The organism is Micromonospora cathayae, from assembly GCF_028993575.1.
Taxonomy (GTDB): Bacteria; Actinomycetota; Actinomycetes; order Mycobacteriales; family Micromonosporaceae; genus Micromonospora; species Micromonospora cathayae.
Map to the genome: position 1 here is coordinate 3,576,083 of NZ_CP118615.1, position 17,589 is coordinate 3,593,671.

Below are 17,589 nucleotides of genomic sequence, written 5' to 3' on the forward strand. Positions count from 1 at the left end.
GGTATGACCTCCCGTAGCGCCGTGGTGATCGGCGCGAGCCTGGGCGGGTTGCTGACCGCCCGCGCCCTCACCGACGCGTACGACAAGGTCACCCTGATCGACCGGGACCTGCTGCCGGACCATGCGGTGAACCGGCGCGGGGTGCCGCAGGGCCGGCAACTGCACGTGCTGCTGGTCCGGGGCCGCCGCGCCCTCGAGGAACTGCTGCCCGGCATCGGCACCGAACTGACCGCCCGGGGCGTACCCACCGTCGACCTGCACGACCAGGTCCACTGGTACAACGACGGGTACCGGATGCGGCGGGCACCGTCGTCGCTGCACGCGTACGGGCTCAGCCGACCGCTACTGGAACAGGTGGTCCGCGAACGGGTGGCCGCACTGCCCGGGGTGACCCTGGTCGACGGGTGCGAGGCCGTCGGACTCACCACCACACCCGACCGGCGGCGGGTCACCGGCGTACGGCTGCGCGACCGGGACGGCGTCGAGCGGGTACTGACCGCCGACCTGACCGTGGACGCCGGCGGCCGGGGCACCCGCAGCCCGGTGTGGCTGGCCGAGCTGGGCTACCCCACCGCGCCCGAGGAACGGGTCAAGGTCGACGTCACCTACGTGACCCGGGTCTACCGTCGGGAGCCGCACCACCTGGAGGGCCTGCTCGGGGCGTTGACCAACGCGATCCCCGGCCAGCCCCGGGGCGGCATCGTCGCACCCCAGGAGGACGACCGCTTCGCGGTGGCGATCAGCGGCGTACTGGGCGAGGAGCCACCCACGGACGACGCGGGCATGCTGAGCTTCGCCGACACCCTGCCGGCCCCGCAGATCGGCGCGCTGCTCCGCTCGGCGCAACCCCTCGGCGCGCCCGCCAAGATGCGCTTCCCGGCGAGCGTCCGACGCCGGTACGAGCGGCTGCGCCGGTTCCCGGCCGGCTACCTGGTGGTGGCCGACGCGCTGTGCAGCTTCAACCCGGTCTACGGCCAGGGCATCACGGTGGCGGCGCTGGAGGCGCTGCTGCTGCGCCGGCTGCTACGGCACGGCACGGACCAGCCCGCCCGGCCGTTCTTCCGCCAGGCGGCCCGGGTCATCGACGGCCCGTGGGCCATCTCCAGCGGCAGCGACCTGCGCTTCCCGGCGGTCACCGGGCCGCGCCCGGCCCGGGTCCGGCTGGTCAACGCGTACCTGCCCCGGCTGCACGCCGCCGCCACCCGGGACCCGGCGCTCGGGGCCGCCTTCCTACGGGTGCTGAACCTGGTCGACCCGCCGACCCGGCTGCTCGCCCCGGCGGTGCTGCTGCGGGTGCTGCGCGCCTACCACCGGGCCGGTCGTGCGGGTCAGCGGCCCTCCACCACGTCCATCGCCCGGTAGATCCGCTGCTCGGAGACCGGGTACGGGGTGCCGAGCGCCTGCGCGAACACGTTCACCCGCAACTCCTCGATCATCCAGCGGATCTCCCGGACCGCCTCCTCGTTCCGGCGGGCCGGGGAGAGCGCGGCCAGCAGGTCCCGGTACTCCTTCTGCACCACCGCGATCCGGTCCTGCTGCTGCCGGTCGCGTTGCGGGTTGCCGGTCAGCCGGTCCAGTCGCCGTTCGATCGCCGCCAGGTAGCGCAGCAGGTCGGGCAGCCGGGCGTACCCGGTCTCGGTGACGAACCCGGCGTGCACCAGGCCGGCGAGCTGGGCCTTGATGTCGGCCAGCGCGGCCACCAGGGTCAGGTCGGTGGTCCGGGTCAGCCGGCCCTGCACGGTGTGCGCGGCGGCGAGCACCTTCCGGACCCGGTCCATCACCTCGACCACGGTGTCCACCAGGTCGGCACGCACCTTGTCGCGGAGCGCGGCGAAGCCGTCGGCGTCCCAGGCCGGGCCGCCCGCCCCGGCGACCAGCCGGTCGATGGCCGCCCCGGTGGCGTCCTCGATGAGCTGCTGCACGCCGCCGTGCGGGTTGCGGCTGAGCGCCAGCTTCGCCTCGTTGGACAGCCGGCCCTGGAGGAACTTCGCCGGGTTCGCCACGGTCAGCCGTAGCAGCCGCCGGGTGCCGGCCCACATCGCCGCGGCCTGCTCGGCGGCCGAGTCGAAGACCTTCACCCCGACCGTCTGCCCCTCGTCCACCAGCGCCGGGTACGCGGTCACCCGGTACCCGGCCCGGACCTGCTCGATGGTGCGCGGCAGCGTACCGATGCTCCACTCGCGCAACCCGGTGCGGGCCACGTCCGGGGCGGCGGCGGCCACCACCTCGCGGACCTCGGCCTTGAGCCGGCGTTGCAGGGCCGGCAGGTCCTTGCCCTCGGCGACCGGCTTGTTCTCCTCGTCGAGCACCCGGAAGGTGACCCGCAGGTGGGCGGGGAGCTTCCCGGTGTCCCACGCCTCGCGGGGCACGGTCACCCCGGTCATCCGGCGCAGCACCCGGGTCAGCGCGTCCAGCAGCGGCTCCTCGCCCGGGGTGATCGCGGCGAGCGCGGCGCGGGCGAAGTCCGGCACCGGTACGAAGTTGCGGCGTACCGCCTTGGGCAGCGACCGGATCAGCGCCACCACCAGTTCCTCGCGCAGCCCCGGCACCTGCCAGTCGAAGGCGGTCGCCGGCACCTGGTTGAGCAGCGGCAGCGGGATGTCCACGGTGACCCCGTCGGTCGGGGTGCCCGGCTCGAACCGGTACGTCAGCGGCAGCGCCACCCCGTCGGAGTGCCACCGGTCCGGGTAGTCGGCCTCGTCCACCCCGCCCCGGCCGGCGTTGACCAGCAGCTCCCGGGTGAAGGTGAGCAGGTCGGGCCGGTGCCGGCGTTCGGTCTTCCACCAGGCGTCGAAGTGCCGCCCGGAGACCACGTCGGCGGGGATCCGTTCGTCGTAGAACTGGAAGATCGTCTCGTCGTCGACCAGGATGTCCCGCCGCCGGGCCCGGTGTTCCAGCTCCTCCACGTCGTCGCGCAGCTTCTGGTTGTCCCGCCAGAACTGGTGGTGGGTGGACCAGTCGCCCTCGACCAGGGCGTGCCGGATGAACAGCTCCCGGCTCAGGCCGGGGTCGATCCGGCCGAAGTTGACCTTCCGTGCGGTGACCAGCGGCAGGCCGTAGAGGGTGACCTTCTCGTACGCCAGCACCGCCGCCTGCTTCTTCTCCCAGTGCGGCTCGCTGTAGCTGCGTTTGACCAGGTGCTGGGCGAGCGGTTCGATCCACTCCGGCTCGACCCGGCCGGCGACCCGGCCCCACAGCCGGGAGGTCTCCACCAGTTCGGCGGCCATCACCCAGCGCGGCGGTTTCTTGAACAGTGCCGAGCCGGGGAACAGGGCGAACTTCGCGCCCCGCGCGCCCAGGTACTCGTGTTTCTGCGGGTCCTTCCAGCCGACGTGGGAGAGCAGGCCGGGCAGCAGGGACTGGTGCACCTTCGGGGTGTCGATCTCCTCCGGCAGTTCCGCGCCCCGGTCCCGCCGGCCACCGCCGGCCGGCTCACCGTCCCGCCGGCCGGCGTCCGTCGAAGCGTCCCGCCGGCCGGTCTCCGTCGGGGTGTCGCGCCGGCCGCGTTCCCGGCCCCCCTCGGCCGGGGTACGCAACACCTGGCGGACCTGGCTGACGATGTCCTGCCACTCGCGTACCCGCAGGTAGTTCAGGTACTCCGCCTTGCACATCCGGCGGAACGCGCTGGACGACAACGCCCGCTGCTGCTCGCGCAGGTACCGCCACAGGTTGAGGAACGTGACGAAGTCCGACTCGGCGTCGGTGAACCGGGCGTGTGCCTGGTCGGCCTGGGCCTGCTTCTCGACCGGCCGTTCGCGTGGGTCCTGGATGGACAGCGCCGCCGCGATCACCACGACCTCGGTGGCGCAGCCGTTGCGTTCCCCCTCCACCACCATCCGGGCCAGCCGGGGGTCGACCGGGAGCTGGGCCAGCCGCCGGCCCAACGGGGTGAGCCGTTTCGCCGGGTCGGTCTCGGTGGGGTCGAGCGCGCCCAGCTCGTGCAGCAGGTTCACCCCGTCGGCGATGTTGCGGCGGTCCGGCGGGTCGATGAACGGGAACGCGGCCACGTCACCCAGCCCGATCGAGGTCATCTGGAGGATGACCGAGGCCAGGTTGGTGCGCAGGATCTCCGGGTCGGTGAACTCCGGCCGGGAGGCGAAGTCCTGCTCGTCGTAGAGCCGGATGCAGATGCCGTCCGAGGTACGCCCGCAGCGTCCCTTGCGCTGGTTCGCGGACGCCTGGGAGACCGGCTCGATCGGCAACCGCTGCACCTTCAGCCGGCTGGAGTAGCGGGAGATCCGGGCGGTACCCGGGTCCACCACGTACTTGATCCCGGGCACGGTCAGCGAGGTCTCCGCGACGTTGGTGGCGAGCACCACCCGACGGCCGGTGTGCGGGGCGAACACCCGGTGCTGCTCGGCGGCGGACAGCCGGGCGTACAGCGGGAGGATCTCGGTGCCGAGCAGCGACCGCTTCTTCTGCACCAGCTTGCCCAGCGCGTCGGCGGTGTCCCGGATCTCCCGTTCGCCGCTGAGGAAGACCAGCACGTCGCCGGGCCCCTCGGCGGCCAGCTCCTCGACCGCGTCGCCGATGGCCTGGATCTGGTCCCGGACGTTCTCCTCGTCGGCCCCGTCGTCCTCGTCGGCTTCGCTGACCTCGACCAGTGGCCGGTACCGCACCTCCACCGGGTACGTGCGCCCGGACACCTCGACCACCGGCGCGGGCTTCCCGTCCGGCGCGTCCTCGGTGGGCGGTCCGGCGAAGTGCTTCGCGAACCGGTCCGTCTCGATGGTCGCCGAAGTGATGATCACCTTCAGGTCGGGTCGGCGGGGGAGGAGCTGTTTCAGGTACCCGAGGATGAAGTCGATGTTGAGGCTGCGCTCGTGCGCCTCGTCGATGATCAACGTGTCGTACTGCCGGAGCATCCGGTCGGTCTGGAGTTCGGCCAGCAGGATGCCGTCGGTCATCAGCTTGACCAGCGACCGGTCGCCCACCTGGTCGGTGAAGCGCACCTTGTAGCCGACCACGTCACCCAGCTCGGTGCCCAGTTCCTCGGCGATCCGGTCGGCCACCGTGCGGGCAGCCAGCCGGCGCGGCTGGGTGTGCCCGATCAGCCCCTGCACGCCCCGTCCCAGCTCCAGGCAGATCTTCGGCAACTGGGTGGTCTTGCCCGACCCGGTCTCCCCGGCGACGATCACCACCTGGTGGTCCCGGATCACCGCGGCGATGTCCTCGGCGCGCTCGCTGACCGGCAGCCCGGCCGGGTACGTGACCTTCGGCACGGCGGCGCGCCGGGCGGCCAGCCGCGCCTCGGCGGCGGCCACGTCGGCGGCGATCCCGGCCAGCGCGGCGTCCCGCCGGTCGGGGTCGCGCAACCGGCGTACCCCGTCCAGCCGCCGCTGGATCCGGCGCTGGTCCCGGAACATCAGGTCGGTGGTCCGTCGGTGCAGCTCACGGGCGGAACCCGTACCGGACGCGGCGGGCGCGGGACCCGTGCCGGACGGGCCGGCACCGGGCGCGGGACCCGCACCGGACGAGTCGGTACCGGGGGCGACCGGGCCGGATACGGCGGGCGCGGAAGCGGAGCCGGCACCGGATGCGGCGGAAGCGGAGGCGGGAGGAGTCTGCATGTCGTCGCCAAGAATAGGCAGCCGGCCGCCGGACCGCCCCCGGGTTACCGGGCGGGAGGGCACCGCGCGGTCGCGTTTGGTGGGCGACGGCTGCTCTCCTACCATGCAACGGCGGAACCGACGCGGGGGTGGGGGACATGGACATGCGGGACGTCGACCGGGCGTTGGTGCAGGCGGCCGGGGCGGTGGCCCGGTTGCGCTGCCGCAGTGACCGGCACACGGTGGCCGCCGCCGTCCGTACCCCCGAGGGGCGGGTGTTCACCGGGGTGAACGTCCGGCACGCCACGGGCGACACCTGCGCCGAGGTGGTGACCCTCGGTACCGCCGTCACCCAGGGCGCGACCGGGCTGGAGACGATCGTCGCGGTGGGGGACCGGGGCCGGGAGATCCTGCCGCCCTGCGAGCGGTGCCGTCGGCTGCTGCTCGACCACCACCCGCGGCTACGGGTGATCGTCGGTCCGCCGGACGACCCGCGGGTACTGCTCCTCGGCGACCTGCCGGCCGACCCGGCACCGGCCGATCTTCCCGAAAGTGCCGGTCCTGGCGTTCTGCCAGCTTCGTGAGTATTGCTCCCATTAGTCTGCCGGTGGGGAGGCGGACGAAGGGAGCAGGATGATCACCCGTAGGCGACTCCTCACCGTCGGCGCGGCCGGCGGTGCCCTGGCGGTCCTCCCGTCCGGCCGGGCCGCCGCCGCTGCGGCCCCCCTGCTCGACGCCCACCGCATCCCGAAGTACGTCACCGCGCTGCCGGTGCCCGGCGTGATGCCCCCGGATCACACCGACCGGGGGGCCGACGAGTACGTGATCGGGCTGCGCCAGTTCCGCCAGCAGATGCTGCCGCAGGGCTTCCCGGCCACCCCGGTCTGGGGCTACGGCTCGCTCGCCCACCCGGAGACGTTCGGCCACCCGGCCTGCACCATCGAGGCGCGGGTCGGCCGTCCGGTCCGGGTGACCTGGGTCAACCAGCTCGTCGACCGGCGCGGCGACTACCTGCCGCACCTGCTGCCCGTCGACCCCACCCTGCACTGGGCACGCCCCGACGGCGGGGTGGCCGGACGCGACCACATGGCCCACTCCGGCACCGTGTCGCGGCCGTACACCGGGCCGGTGCCGATGGTCGTGCACCTGCACGGCGGGCACGTCCGGGAGGAGAGCGACGGCTACCCGGAGGCCTGGTACCTGCCGGTGGCCCGGGACCTGCCCGCCGACTACGCCGCCTACGGCAGCAGCTACCGGCAGCTGCGGTCGGCCTTCGCCGAGCAGTGCGGCATCCGCTGGGCACCGGGCTCGGCGACCGCCGAGTACCCGAACGACCAGCGGGCCACCGCGCTCTGGTACCACGACCACACGATCGGCCTGACCCGGCAGAACCTGTACGTCGGCGCGGCCGGCTTCTACCTGCTCCGGGGCGGCCCGGCGGACCTGCCCGCCGGTGTGCTGCCCGGACCGGCCCTCGGCGGTCACCGCACCGACGGCCCGGGATGCGGCGGTCACGCCTCCGGCGGCCGGGCGGTCCGGGAGATCCCGCTGCTGATCCAGGACCGGACGTTCACCGTGGACGGTCGGCTGCACTACCCGGGCAGCCGCGCCGAGTACGGCGACTACTCCGGCCCGTACCGGCCGGAGAGCGACGTGCCGCCGGTGTGGAACCCGGAGGTGTTCGGCCGGGCCGTCACGGTCAACGGGGTGACCTGGCCGGTGCTGCGGGTGGAGCGGCGACGGTACCGGTTCCGGCTGCTCAACGGCAGCAACTCGCGGTTCCTGCTGCTCTCCGTCGCCACCCACCCGACGGCCCGGCCGGCCCGGCCGGTGCTGCCGCTGTGGCAGATCGGCAACGACGGCGGTTTCCTGGTCGAGCCGGTGGCCCGGGAGCAGGTGCTGCTCGGCAACGGCCAGCGGGTCGACGTGGTGCTGGACTTCACCGACGTCCCGGTCGGCACCGAGCTGTACCTGGTCAACGAGGGGCCGGACGGCCCCGCCCGGGGCGGCCGGCCCGACGCGGCCGATCCGGCGACCACCGGGCAGGTGCTGAAGTTCGTGGTCGACCCGGCGTCCGGACCGGACGTCAGCGTGCCACCGGACCAGCTCCGGCTGCCCACGCTCCGGCCGCTGGGCCGGGCCGACCGGGTCCGGCGGTTGGCGCTGTCCGACCGGATGTCGACCGTCCGGGACGGGGTGCTGGTCGCCGCCATGCTCGGTGTCGTCCGCCCGGACGGCCGGCCGGTGCCGATGCGCTGGTCGGACCCGGTGTCCGAGCGCCCGACCCTGGGCGACACCGAGATCTGGGAACTGCACAACTTCACCCGGGGCGTGCACCCGATCCACCTGCACCAGGTGCAGTTCCAGGTGGTGGGGCGCGGCCCGACCGGCGACCGGCCGCCCGAGGCGTACGAGTGGGGGTTCCAGGACACCGTCGCGGTGTTCCCCGGCGAGTTGACCCGGATCAAGGCGCGGTTCGACCTGCCGGGCCGCTACGTGTGGCACTGCCACATGCCCGAACACGAGGACAACGACATGATGCGGCCGTACCAGGTCGAGCCGGCCCGCTGGCGGTGACCGCCCCGCCCGGGGAGCGGCGGGCGGAGCGGAACCACCGGGCCGGGCCCGTCGCCGGGGACCGGGCCGACCGGGCCTGTGATCCGGGAGTGGGGCGGTCGGCCCAGCCCGTGGTGCGGGCCGGGCCGACCTGGCCCGTCGTCGGGGGCGGGTCGGCCGGGTCAGGCGGCGGTGGACCAGATGGCCCGGAAGGCGGCGGCCTCACCCGCCAGCCACTGCTCGACCTGGGCGGGCTTGACGGCCTCCGGCATCCGGTGCGCCTCGCCGCGCCGGACGTCGACCAGGACCGGCGTGGCGTGCGGCAGCACCGCGTCCATGTGCCGCGACATCAGGTGCAGGGTGGCGAGCACGGCCTCCTCGCTGGGCGCTGCCTCGTCGAAGTGCAGCCGGACCGCCTCGGCGCGACCGTCGGCGTACCGGATGCCGAAGTGGGGGTTGATCTTGACGGGCAGGTCGCCGAGCATGGCCAGCGCGTCGCGGGTCTGGGCCAGGTCGACCTCGCGCGGCTCGCCCAGCGAGCGCAGCCAACGGGTCGCGCCCGGGGTGAGCGCCTGGTAAAGCGGACGCCAGCGGGGCTTGACGATGTCGGCCACCCCGGCGAGGTGGCTGCCGCCGGTGTGGAAGGCGATGTCGGCCTTCAACGCCTTGACGAACTGACCGTGCGGGTTGAAGCCGGAGCGGCTCGCCCGCTGCTTGCGCAACCCGCCGACGAAGGTCGCCTTGGTCGGGCCGGTGCGGTCGACGTAGCGGGTGAAACCGAGCAGCGTGGCGTACGGCGCAAGTGCGGTGGTGAGGGGTGCGGACACAGTCGTCCTCCCAGGTCAGTGCCCTGATTAGTACATACATTCTAATCGACGGGTACGACATCGCCCAGGCTTTCGGACACGCAAAGAGGGCCGCCCGGACACGCTGGGCGACCCTCTTGCGGAAACGGTGTCAGGTCAGAGCTGGCCGACCTCGGTGACCCGGACGACCGCCGCCCCGACCTCGTCGGAGGCGGCCAGGTCCACCTCGGCGCTGATCCCCCAGTCGTGGTCACCGTCCGGGTCGTCCAGGATCTGCCGCACCGTCCACCGCTGCGCGCCCTGGTCGATCATCAGCAGCGCCGGCCCGCGCGCGTCCGGCCCGGTGCCGATCGAGTCGTACGTCTCGAAGTACGGCTCCAGCGCGTCCGCCCAGGCGTCGGCGTCCCAACCGTCGGCGGCGTCCAACTCGCCGAGCAGGTCCCAGCGGCGCAGCGCCGCCAACTCCACCCGACGGAACAACGCGTTACGCACCAGCACCCGGAACGCACGGGTGTTGCGGGTGACCGCCGGCGGCCGGTCGTCCAACGACGAGGCGACCTCCTCCACGTCGGACGGGTTACGCAGCCGCTCCCACTCGTCGATCAGGCTGGAGTCGACCTGGCGGACCAGCTCGCCCAGCCACTCGATCAGATCGACCAGCTCCTCGGTCTTGGCGTCCTCCGGCACCGTCTGACGCAGCGTCTTGTACGCGTCGGCCAGGTAGCGCAGCACCAGCCCCTCGGAGCGGGTGAGGGAGTAGAACTGCACGTACTCGGTGAAGGTCATCGCCCGCTCGTACATGTCACGGACCACCGACTTGGGGGAGAGCTGGTGGTCGGCCACCCACGGGTGCCCCTGCCGGTACATCTCGTACGCGGCCTCCAGCAGCTCCGCGAGGGGCTTCGGCCAGGTCACCTCGTCGAGCAGTTCCAGCCGGGCCTCGTACTCGATGCCCTCGGCCTTCATCGCGGCGACCGCCTCGCCGCGCGCCTTGAACTGCTGCGCGGAGAGCACCTGGCGCGGATCGTCCAGGATCGACTCGATCACGCTCAGCACGTCCAGCGGGTACGCCGGGGAGGCCGCGTCCAGCAGCTCGATGGCGGCCAGGGCGAGCGGCGACAGCGGCTGGTTGAGCGCGAAGTCGAGCTGGAGGTCGACGGTGAGCCGGACCCGCCGGCCGGTCTCGTCCGGCTCGGGGAGCTGCTCGACCACCCCACCGGCCAGCAGCGCCCGGTAGATCGCGATGGCCCGCCGGATGTGCCGGCGCTGGGCGGCCCGGTCCTCGTGGTTGTCGGTGAGCAGGTGCCGCATCGCCGCGAACGCGTCCCCGGGCCGGCCGATCACGTTGAGCAGCATCGAGTGGCTGACCTGGAAACTGGACGTCAGCGGCTCCGGCTCGGAGTCGACCAGCCGCTGGAAGGTCGGCTCACCCCAGCCGATCGAGCCCTCCGGCGGCTTCTTCTTCACCACCTTGCGCCGCTTCTTCGGGTCGTCGCCGGCCTTGGCGAGGGCCTTCTCGTTCTCGATCACGTGCTCGGGGGCCTGCACCACCACCCGGCCGATGGTGTCGAAGCCGGCCCGCCCGGCCCGGCCGGCGATCTGGTGGAACTCGCGGGCCTTGAGCAGCCGGGTGCGTACCCCGTCGTACTTGCTCAGCCCGGTGAACAGCACGGTCCGGATCGGCACGTTGATGCCCACGCCGAGGGTGTCCGTACCGCAGATGACCTTGAGTAGCCCGGCCTGGGCGAGGGTCTCCACCAGGCGGCGGTACTTCGGCAGCATGCCGGCGTGGTGCACGCCGATGCCGTGCCGGACCAGCCGGGACAGCGTCTTGCCGAAGCCCGAGGTGAACCGGAACCGGCCGATCGCCTCGGCGATCATGTCCTTCTCGGCCCGGGTGGCGACGTTGACGCTCATCAGCGCCTGGGCGCGTTCCAGCGCGGCGGCCTGGGTGAAGTGCACCACGTACACCGGGGCCTGCTTGGTGGTGAGCAGCTCCTCCAGCGTCTCGTGCATCGGCGTGGTCACGTACGAGAACAGCAGCGGGACCGGCCGCTCGGCCGAGCGGACGACGGCGGTCGCCCGGCCGGTGCGCCGGGACAGGTCGTCGACGAACCGGGTGGTGTCGCCGAGGGTGGCCGACATCAGCACGAACTGCGCCTGGGGCAGCTCGATCAGCGGCACCTGCCAGGCCCAGCCCCGGTCCGGCTCGGCGTAGAAGTGGAACTCGTCCATGATCACCTGGCCGACGTCGGCCCGGGTGCCCTCGCGCAGCGCCAGGTTCGCCAGGATCTCGGCGGTGCAGCAGATGATCGGGGCGTCCGCGTTGACGCTCGCGTCACCGGTCAGCATGCCCACGTTGTCCGCCCCGAAGACCTCGCAGAGCGCGAAGAACTTCTCCGACACCAGCGCCTTGATCGGCGCGGTGTAGAAGGTCGTCCGGTCGTCGGCCAGGGCCGCGAAGTGCGCCGCGATCGCCACCAGGCTCTTACCCGAGCCGGTCGGGGTATTCATGATCACGTTCGCGCCGGAGACGATCTCGATGACCGCCTCCTCCTGGTGGGGGTAGAGGTCGAGGCCGCGCTCCTTCGCCCAACCGGCGAACGCGTCGTACAGGGCATCGGGGTCGGCGCTGTCCGGCAGCGCGGCGGTGAGCGTCATAGCCGTCCTATCCTGCCCGCCGCGACCCCCCGGATGCCAGCAGGGGCCGATACCCGCCCGGACGGCCCGGCAGTGGTTCCCAGCCGTTGGTGACAGCTCAGGTGTAATCGGCTCGGCGTGTCGTGTAGCTGAACTGCCAGCAACCGGGCGGCACGTGTGAGCGCCGGCGGCTTGGGGTTTCTCAGCCGGCCTGGCGGCGGTAGACCAGGTCGGCCACCGGACGGCCGGCGATCAGGGCACGCCGCTCGAACTTGGTGACCGGGCGGTGCTCCGGCCGGGAGACGTCGCCGGGCCGGGCGTCGACCAGATCCGGGTCGGCGTCCAGGGTCTCCCGCATCGCGGCGGCGTACTCGGCCCAGTCCGTCGCGCAGTGCAGTACGCCGCCCGGGGCCAACCGGGACCGCAGCAGCGCCACGTGCCGGGGCTGGATCAACCGGCGCTTGTGGTGCCGCGCCTTCGGCCACGGGTCCGGGAAGAAGACGTGGACCGCGTCCAGCGTCCCCTCCGGCAGCCGCCGCAGCAGCGTCAACGCGTCACCGTCGGCGATCCGCACGTTGGTCAGCCCGCGCCGCTCCACCAGGGCCAGCAGGTTCGCGATTCCCGGGGTGTGCACCTCGGCCGCGAGATAGTCTCGACCCGGGTCGGCGGCGGCCATCGCGGCGGTCGCGTCACCCATCCCGGAACCGATCTCCAGCACCATCGGCGCCCGTCGGCCGAAGAGGTCGGCGGGATCCACCGGCGTCTCGTCGCCATCGGGCACCGCGAGCCCGTACCGCGGCCAGAGCCGGTCCAGCGCGTCCAGGTGCCGGCCGCTGAGCCGGCCCCGGCGGGGGTGGAAGGTACGGATCGCCGAACCCGCCCGGGGCGGGGTCGGGGCGGTCGGATCCTGGTCGACGGTGGTCACAGCGACCCGAGCGTACGCGACCACCGATCCGGCCCACGACCGGGCGGGACGTTCAGCTTCACACGACAGGCCGGCTCCACCGGTCAGGTCACACGACAGGCCGGATCCACGGGGTCCGGTCCGGCCGACGCGCCGGGAGGGGTCATGGGGTCAGGGACGCGCCGAGGCGCGGCCGGGCTGGCGGTGGGTGTGCTCACCGCCCTCGGCGTGCTGCTGGGCGCGCCGCCGGCCCACGCCGCCGACATCTACGTACAGGTCACCCCGAGCGACGTGGCGCCCGGTCACCTGGTCGGCATCCGGGCGAGCTGCCGCACCAACTACCATCCGGCCAGCGTCGAGTCGGAGGCGTTCGGCATCGTCACCGTCGAACCGCAGCACGGGTACCTCTCCGGCACCGCCACCGTGCACCCGCACACCAAACCCGGCCGGTACCGGGTCAAGCTGCTCTGCCCGGAAGGACCGAACGCCTCGACCATGCTGTACGTCAAGGCCGGGCCGGCCCCGAGCCCGACGCACCCCACCCCACCGAAGCCGGCCCCACCGCACCCGTACCCGACGCGCGGCCCGGCCACCGGGTTCGGCGGTACCGCCGGCGGCCCTGACCTCGGCGGGCTGCTGGTGCCCGGCGGCCTCGGGGTCACCGTCACCGGCCTGGTGCTGGTCATGGTGGCGACCCGGCAACGGACCCGCCGCGTCGGTCGCCGCTGAGCCCCGGCCATGGCCACCGCCCGCGCCACCGTCAGCGTCAAGCCCACCATCCCGATCCGGCGGTACCCGCCCGCGCCCCGGGACGACCGTCGTCGGTGGCGGCTGGCGCTGGCCGTCGCCCTGGTACTGCTCGGTGTGTTCGGCACCGGAGCCGGTCTCGGCCGGTCGGCGGGTCGACCCTGGCAGGGCCTGGCCGCCAGTTCGGCGCAGGCCCCGGGCGACCGGGCGGACGCGCTGTCGGCCGGCGAACCGGTGCGGCTGAGCGTGCCGGCGATCGGGGTGACCGCCCCGGTCACCCGGGTCGGCCTGGCCGCCGACGGCACCGTGGCCGTTCCGCCGCTGGAGCGGGCCGCCGAGACCGGCTGGTACGACCGGGGGCCGACCCCGGGAGAGGTCGGCCCGGCGATCATCGTCGGGCACGCGGACACCAAGTCCGGCCCGGCGGTCTTCTACGACCTGCGGAAACTGCGCCCGGGGGATCGGATCGAGGTGACCCGGGCCGACGGGTCGACGGCGGTGTTCGCGGTCTCCTCGGTGGAACGCTTCGACAAGGACAACCTGCCCGTCGAGCGGGTCTATGGCGACCGTAGCGGGCCGGGCCTGCGCCTGATCACCTGCGGCGGGCAGTTCCTCGGTGGCAGCGTCGGGTACGCCGACAACGTCATCGCCTTCGCCACCCTGCTCTCTCCGCAGCAGAGCTGACGGTCGCCGGTCAGCTCTTGCCGGTGACCTCCTGCACCACTTCGAACTCCAGCAGGTTCGCCCCGGAGGCGACCGGCCGCCGCTGCTCCCCGCCACCGTCACCGGCGTGCGCGGCCCGCGCCGGCCCGGACGCCCACGCCTGGTACGCCTCCTCGGACTCCCAACGGGTGTACACGAAGTAGCGGGTCTCGCCGGCCACCGGGCGGAGCAGCTCGAAACCGAGGAACCCCGGGGAGTTCTCGACCGCACCGGCGCGGGCGGCGAACCGGCGCTCCAGCTCCTCGCCGGCACCGGGCGGGACGTCGATCGCGTTGATCTTCACGACTGCCATGGCTTCCACCTTACGTGCGCCCATAAGGGCGGGCTCAATGTGCGGCATCTTGGCCTATCCAGGCGGGGTGAGGGCCCAGGATGCCGCATCTCGTGTTGATCAACGGGTTCGAGAGCCTGGCCGCCGGCCATCCCGCCTTACGGGCCGTGTCGGTCCCCTCCGGTCCGCTGCCGTGCCCAGGTGACGAACCGGGCGTACAGGTCGACGTCGGCGGGCAGCTCGGCCGCCGCCTCGACCAGCCGCGCACCCAGGAAGACCAGCAGCCCCACCCGGTCGTCCCGGTACCGGGCCAGCAGGCCCAGCTTGGCCGGCGAGCACGGCCACGCCGCCCCGCACACCGCACACCGCCACGCCGGCCGCGTGTAGCCGTGCCGGTCAGCAGCCCGGCGTCCATCCACGCGACGGTCGGCGGTGCGTCGTTCCCCGGCCCGGTGGTCACATGCACGCCGGTCGTCGGTCCGTTGGTCGGCTGCACGACGGTCGCCGGCCCGGTGGTCACCTGGGCGCGGGGAGCCGGTCATCCGGCCACACCTCCCGGGCCACCAGCTCCGCGTCCTTCCGGCCGAGCCGCAACCACCACAGGTACCGGGCGACCAGCAGTTCCTCGTGCACGGTGCTCACCTCACCGCGCGTCCGCCGTGCCTCGGCGGTCATCCGTACCACCGCTGCGGCCCGCTCGGCCGGTGTGGTCAACGGCAGCGCGGCCCGGAACGGTGGGCAGGGCCACCGGTCGCCGCACCCGGCGCAGTAGACCGTCGCCCAGCGGCGACTGTGCACGACGGTCGGCGCTGCCCCGTCGGGCGGGGCGTCGGCAGGACCCGACATGATCCGGCGGATCTCGGGTCTCACCAGAGCCCCCCGTGTTCCCGCCGGTGCTGCGCGAGCCCGGTCGGCTCGGCCCAGATCACGGCGCTCGCGGCGGACGCCGGCGTGAGGTCGCGTACGTACGGCAGGGAGAACGGGCCGATCGGGTTCGTCGGGTACGGCACCGGCTCGGGCTCGGGCTCCGGCTCCGGCTCCGGCTCCGCTGGCGGGGACGGTCGCGGCGGCGGAGCCGGCTCACGCCGGGGGCGCTCGGCGAGTAGCTGTACGCCGGCCGGAAGGCCGTCGCGGTCGGGGTGTTCGGGCGGCGCGGCGAGCGGTCCGAGCCGTACCGGGTTGCGGCGGTCGGGGCAACGCCACCAGGAACGCAGGCCGCAGGAACAGGCGATCCGCCAACGGCGCAGCACTGGTCGGTGTGCGGGGCCGAAGGGAACAGGGCGGGTGAGCCGTGATCGTGACATGACCCTAGGCTTGCTCACGGTTGCGGGCTGATCACACCGCGTAGACCGGTGGTCGCCGATTGGTCTGGACGTCCAGGAAGGACAGAAGACAACGTGAATCCAGTTTTTGTCACCGCGCTGGCCGAGGCAGGGCTGACCACGGAACGGTTGGCCGCGCAGGTCGGCGTCGATCCGAAGACCGCCGCCCGCTGGGCGAACCCGGGGCGCATCCCGCAGACCCGGCTCCGCGCCGAGGTCGCCACCGTGCTCGGGCGCACGATCACCGAACTCTGGCCCGAGGTGCTCAAGCGCCGCGACCCGGTGTGGTTCCGCCCCTGGGCGGACCTGGAACGCGAGGCGGTCGCCCTGCGCTGGTACGAGTTGGCCTGGGTGCCCGGCCTGCTCCAGACCGAGGCTTACGCGCGGGCCACCCTCGCGGGCGAGAACCTCACCCGGGACGAGGTCGACGACCTGGTGTCGGCCCGGATCGCGCGGCAGTCCATCCTGCATCGTGACCGGCCACCGCTGTTGGTGGTGCTGATCGACGAGCTGGTGCTGCGCCGGACGGCGGGCGGCGACCGGGCCATGATGCGCGAGCAGTGCCAGCACCTAGCCCGGTGCGCGGCGCTGCCGTCGGTGCAGGTGCACGTGGTGCCGGCGGACGTCGGCATGTACCCCGGGCACGGTGGCCAATTCATCCTTGCCGACATGCCGGACGGTACACGGGTGGCGCATGTGGACGGACAGGTCAAGGCGCAGATCATCGAGCAGCGGGCCGAAGTGGCTACCCTGGACCGCCGCTGGGCGCGTATAACCGGGGTGGCGCTTCCGATAGCGCCGTCCCTGGCCCTCATCACGGAAGCGGCGGAATCATGGAGCTGAGTGGCGCGCGGTGGCGCAAGAGCAGCCGGAGCGGCAACAACGGTGGCGCGTGCGTCGAGGTGGCGGACAATCTGCCGGGCGTGGTGCTGGTCCGGGACACCAAGGACCGCGACGGCGGGACGCTGACCTTCGCCCCGCAGGCGTGGCGGGCGTTCGTCGACGTCGCCCGGCGACCCTAGGCCCTGCCTGGTGGACGATGGGTCGCGCTCGCCACGCACGTACGGCGCGAGCGGATGTCTGCGACTCCCGGGACCGGACGCTGCCCGGGGCCGGATGACGATCCGGCTGCTCCGGGATCGGGGAGCGGTGGTGGCACGACCGTTGCTGGCTGCCTGAGGTGTGATCGGTTCGGCGTGTCGTGTACCTGAGCCACCCAGAACGCCGGTGCGACCCCGGGCGCGTCGCGGACCGTAGGTGGCGGTGTCAGTGCAGGTGTCGGGCGAAGAACCGTAGCGTGCTGTCCAGTTCGAAGGCCGGGATCTCCCCGTGCCCGCCGGGGTTGGCGTGCAGGGTCTTGTCGGTCGAGGCCAGGGCGTCGAACAGCGCCAGGCCCTGGGCGCGCGGCACCCGCTCGTCGTCCCACTGCATGAGGAACTCCACCGGGACGGTGATCCGCGCGGCCGGCTCCGCCGATGCCAGCGCACCGCCCAGACCCAGCACCGCCGCGCGGACCCGGGGTTCGGCGGCGACGAACGGAACGCCGAGCCCACACCCCAGCGACACCCCCCAGTAGCCGACCGGACCAGCACCGACGTGCTCACGCTCCTGGACGGCGTCCAGGACCACCCGCCATTCCGGGACGGTCCGGCGGGCCACCAGCGCCTGGAAGTCCGCGAGCAGCGGAGCCAACTCCTCCCCGGCTTCCACCCGCGCCTGGTTCCGGGTCGCGATCCGGTCGTACTCCTCGTCCTTCGGTCGGTCGCCGTGGCCCGGCACGTCCACCGCGACCACCGCGAAACCCCCTTCGGTCACGAAGCGGCGCGCCCGGAACATGATGCCGGGGGCCTTCTTGTGCTGGCCGCCGCCGTGTCCCATCAGGATCAGCGGGCGGGTACCGACGGCATCGTCCGGCGTCCACAGCACGCCGGGAACGTCGTCGATGGTGAACAGTTGTTCGCGGACGCCGTCGGACGACGTCTCAGAGGTGAACCGCATAGCGTTCAGAGCCTTTCGGGGTGCCTGTTGCGGGCACTCCCTAGGCCATGCGGGGGAGGGAGGCCCGACCTGT

General features: G+C 73.1%; 16 protein-coding genes. 7 read left to right on the forward strand and 9 right to left on the reverse strand.

Annotated features, from left to right (window positions below):
* The first annotated feature begins 3 nt into the window (after window positions 1-3).
* Window positions 4-1,362, forward strand: a complete 1,359-nt coding sequence (locus tag PVK37_RS16455) for an FAD-dependent oxidoreductase (protein WP_275034903.1) — start codon at window positions 4-6, stop codon at window positions 1,360-1,362.
* Here the strand turns inward: PVK37_RS16455 and hrpA are convergent.
* Window positions 1,329-5,366, reverse strand: coding sequence for an ATP-dependent RNA helicase HrpA (gene hrpA, locus PVK37_RS16460; RefSeq protein WP_423791046.1), 4,038 nt, complete (start codon window positions 5,364-5,366; stop codon window positions 1,329-1,331). The two genes, PVK37_RS16455 and hrpA, sit on opposite strands and share 34 nt — an antisense overlap.
* Window positions 5,367-5,707: 341 nt before the next feature.
* Between hrpA and PVK37_RS16465 the strand changes: the two genes are divergently transcribed.
* Window positions 5,708-6,133: a cytidine/deoxycytidylate deaminase family protein gene (locus PVK37_RS16465; RefSeq protein WP_275034904.1), complete on the forward strand. Its 426-nt coding sequence runs from the start codon at window positions 5,708-5,710 to the stop codon at window positions 6,131-6,133.
* Window positions 6,134-6,182: 49 nt separating this feature from the next.
* Window positions 6,183-8,126: a multicopper oxidase family protein gene (locus PVK37_RS16470; RefSeq protein WP_275034905.1), complete on the forward strand. Its 1,944-nt coding sequence runs from the start codon at window positions 6,183-6,185 to the stop codon at window positions 8,124-8,126.
* Window positions 8,127-8,287: 161 nt separating this feature from the next.
* Here the strand turns inward: PVK37_RS16470 and PVK37_RS16475 are convergent, their stop codons facing one another.
* The 3 genes from PVK37_RS16475 to trmB form a co-directional block, all read right to left on the reverse strand.
* Entirely contained in the window at window positions 8,288-8,932 is a 645-nt protein-coding gene (locus PVK37_RS16475) for a hypothetical protein (protein WP_275034906.1), read from the reverse strand.
* Window positions 8,933-9,067: 135 nt separating this feature from the next.
* Window positions 9,068-11,572, reverse strand: coding sequence for a DEAD/DEAH box helicase (locus PVK37_RS16480; RefSeq protein ID WP_275034907.1), 2,505 nt, complete (start codon window positions 11,570-11,572; stop codon window positions 9,068-9,070).
* 181 nt (window positions 11,573-11,753) lie between these two features.
* Entirely contained in the window at window positions 11,754-12,476 is a 723-nt protein-coding gene (gene trmB / locus PVK37_RS16485) for a tRNA (guanosine(46)-N7)-methyltransferase TrmB (protein ID WP_275034908.1), read from the reverse strand.
* 144 nt (window positions 12,477-12,620) lie between these two features.
* Here trmB and PVK37_RS16490 point away from each other — a divergent pair, with 144 nt between their 5' ends.
* Window positions 12,621-13,184: a hypothetical protein gene (locus PVK37_RS16490; protein WP_275034909.1), complete on the forward strand. Its 564-nt coding sequence runs from the start codon at window positions 12,621-12,623 to the stop codon at window positions 13,182-13,184.
* Between the two features lie 9 nt (window positions 13,185-13,193).
* Window positions 13,194-13,886 carry a class F sortase gene (locus PVK37_RS16495; RefSeq protein WP_275034910.1) on the forward strand — a complete coding sequence of 231 codons (693 nt, stop codon included), beginning with the start codon at window positions 13,194-13,196 and terminating at the stop codon, window positions 13,884-13,886.
* A 10-nt stretch (window positions 13,887-13,896) separates the two neighbouring features.
* On the opposite strand, the gene PVK37_RS16500 is transcribed toward PVK37_RS16495, so the two are convergent.
* The 4 genes from PVK37_RS16500 to PVK37_RS16515 form a co-directional block, all read right to left on the reverse strand.
* On the reverse strand, window positions 13,897-14,217 hold the full coding sequence (locus PVK37_RS16500) for an antibiotic biosynthesis monooxygenase family protein (protein WP_275034911.1): 321 nt from the start codon (window positions 14,215-14,217) through the stop codon (window positions 13,897-13,899).
* A 137-nt stretch (window positions 14,218-14,354) separates the two neighbouring features.
* Complete coding sequence (locus PVK37_RS16505; protein WP_275034912.1) at window positions 14,355-14,555, reverse strand: flavin reductase; 201 nt, start codon at window positions 14,553-14,555, stop codon at window positions 14,355-14,357.
* Between the two features lie 157 nt (window positions 14,556-14,712).
* Window positions 14,713-15,066: a hypothetical protein gene (locus tag PVK37_RS16510; RefSeq protein WP_275034913.1), complete on the reverse strand. Its 354-nt coding sequence runs from the start codon at window positions 15,064-15,066 to the stop codon at window positions 14,713-14,715.
* Window positions 15,063-15,500, reverse strand: a complete 438-nt coding sequence (locus PVK37_RS16515; protein WP_275034914.1) for a hypothetical protein — start codon at window positions 15,498-15,500, stop codon at window positions 15,063-15,065. The genes PVK37_RS16510 and PVK37_RS16515 overlap by 4 nt, the downstream gene beginning before the upstream one ends.
* A 93-nt stretch (window positions 15,501-15,593) precedes the next feature.
* Between PVK37_RS16515 and PVK37_RS16520 the strand changes: the two genes are divergently transcribed.
* Window positions 15,594-16,361, forward strand: coding sequence for a Scr1 family TA system antitoxin-like transcriptional regulator (locus PVK37_RS16520; RefSeq protein WP_275034915.1), 768 nt, complete (start codon window positions 15,594-15,596; stop codon window positions 16,359-16,361).
* Window positions 16,358-16,540: a DUF397 domain-containing protein gene (locus PVK37_RS16525; RefSeq protein WP_275035140.1), complete on the forward strand. Its 183-nt coding sequence runs from the start codon at window positions 16,358-16,360 to the stop codon at window positions 16,538-16,540. Before PVK37_RS16520 ends, PVK37_RS16525 begins: the two co-directional genes overlap by 4 nt.
* 244 nt (window positions 16,541-16,784) lie before the next feature.
* On the opposite strand, the gene PVK37_RS16530 is transcribed toward PVK37_RS16525, so the two are convergent.
* Window positions 16,785-17,516 (reverse strand): dienelactone hydrolase family protein, encoded by a 732-nt coding sequence (locus PVK37_RS16530; protein WP_275034916.1) that lies wholly within the window; start codon window positions 17,514-17,516, stop codon window positions 16,785-16,787.
* Between the last annotated feature and the right edge of the window lie 73 nt (window positions 17,517-17,589).

What these genes read in the sequence shown, in the direction of transcription:
- PVK37_RS16465 (WP_275034904.1), top strand. Translation starts at nt 5,708, where the DNA reads ATGGACATGCGGGACGTCGACCGGGCGTTGGTGCAGGCGGCCGGGGCG.
- PVK37_RS16470 (WP_275034905.1), top strand. Translation starts at nt 6,183, where the DNA reads ATGATCACCCGTAGGCGACTCCTCACCGTCGGCGCGGCCGGCGGTGCC.
- PVK37_RS16480 (WP_275034907.1), bottom strand. Translation starts at nt 11,572, where the DNA reads ATGACGCTCACCGCCGCGCTGCCGGACAGCGCCGACCCCGATGCCCTG.
- PVK37_RS16495 (WP_275034910.1), top strand. Translation starts at nt 13,194, where the DNA reads ATGGCCACCGCCCGCGCCACCGTCAGCGTCAAGCCCACCATCCCGATC.
- PVK37_RS16530 (WP_275034916.1), bottom strand. Translation starts at nt 17,516, where the DNA reads ATGCGGTTCACCTCTGAGACGTCGTCCGACGGCGTCCGCGAACAACTG.
- PVK37_RS16490 (WP_275034909.1), top strand. Translation starts at nt 12,621, where the DNA reads ATGGGGTCAGGGACGCGCCGAGGCGCGGCCGGGCTGGCGGTGGGTGTG.
- PVK37_RS16455 (WP_275034903.1), top strand. Translation starts at nt 4, where the DNA reads ATGACCTCCCGTAGCGCCGTGGTGATCGGCGCGAGCCTGGGCGGGTTG.
- PVK37_RS16515 (WP_275034914.1), bottom strand. Translation starts at nt 15,500, where the DNA reads ATGTCACGATCACGGCTCACCCGCCCTGTTCCCTTCGGCCCCGCACAC.
- hrpA (WP_423791046.1), bottom strand. Translation starts at nt 5,366, where the DNA reads ATGTTCCGGGACCAGCGCCGGATCCAGCGGCGGCTGGACGGGGTACGC.
- PVK37_RS16500 (WP_275034911.1), bottom strand. Translation starts at nt 14,217, where the DNA reads ATGGCAGTCGTGAAGATCAACGCGATCGACGTCCCGCCCGGTGCCGGC.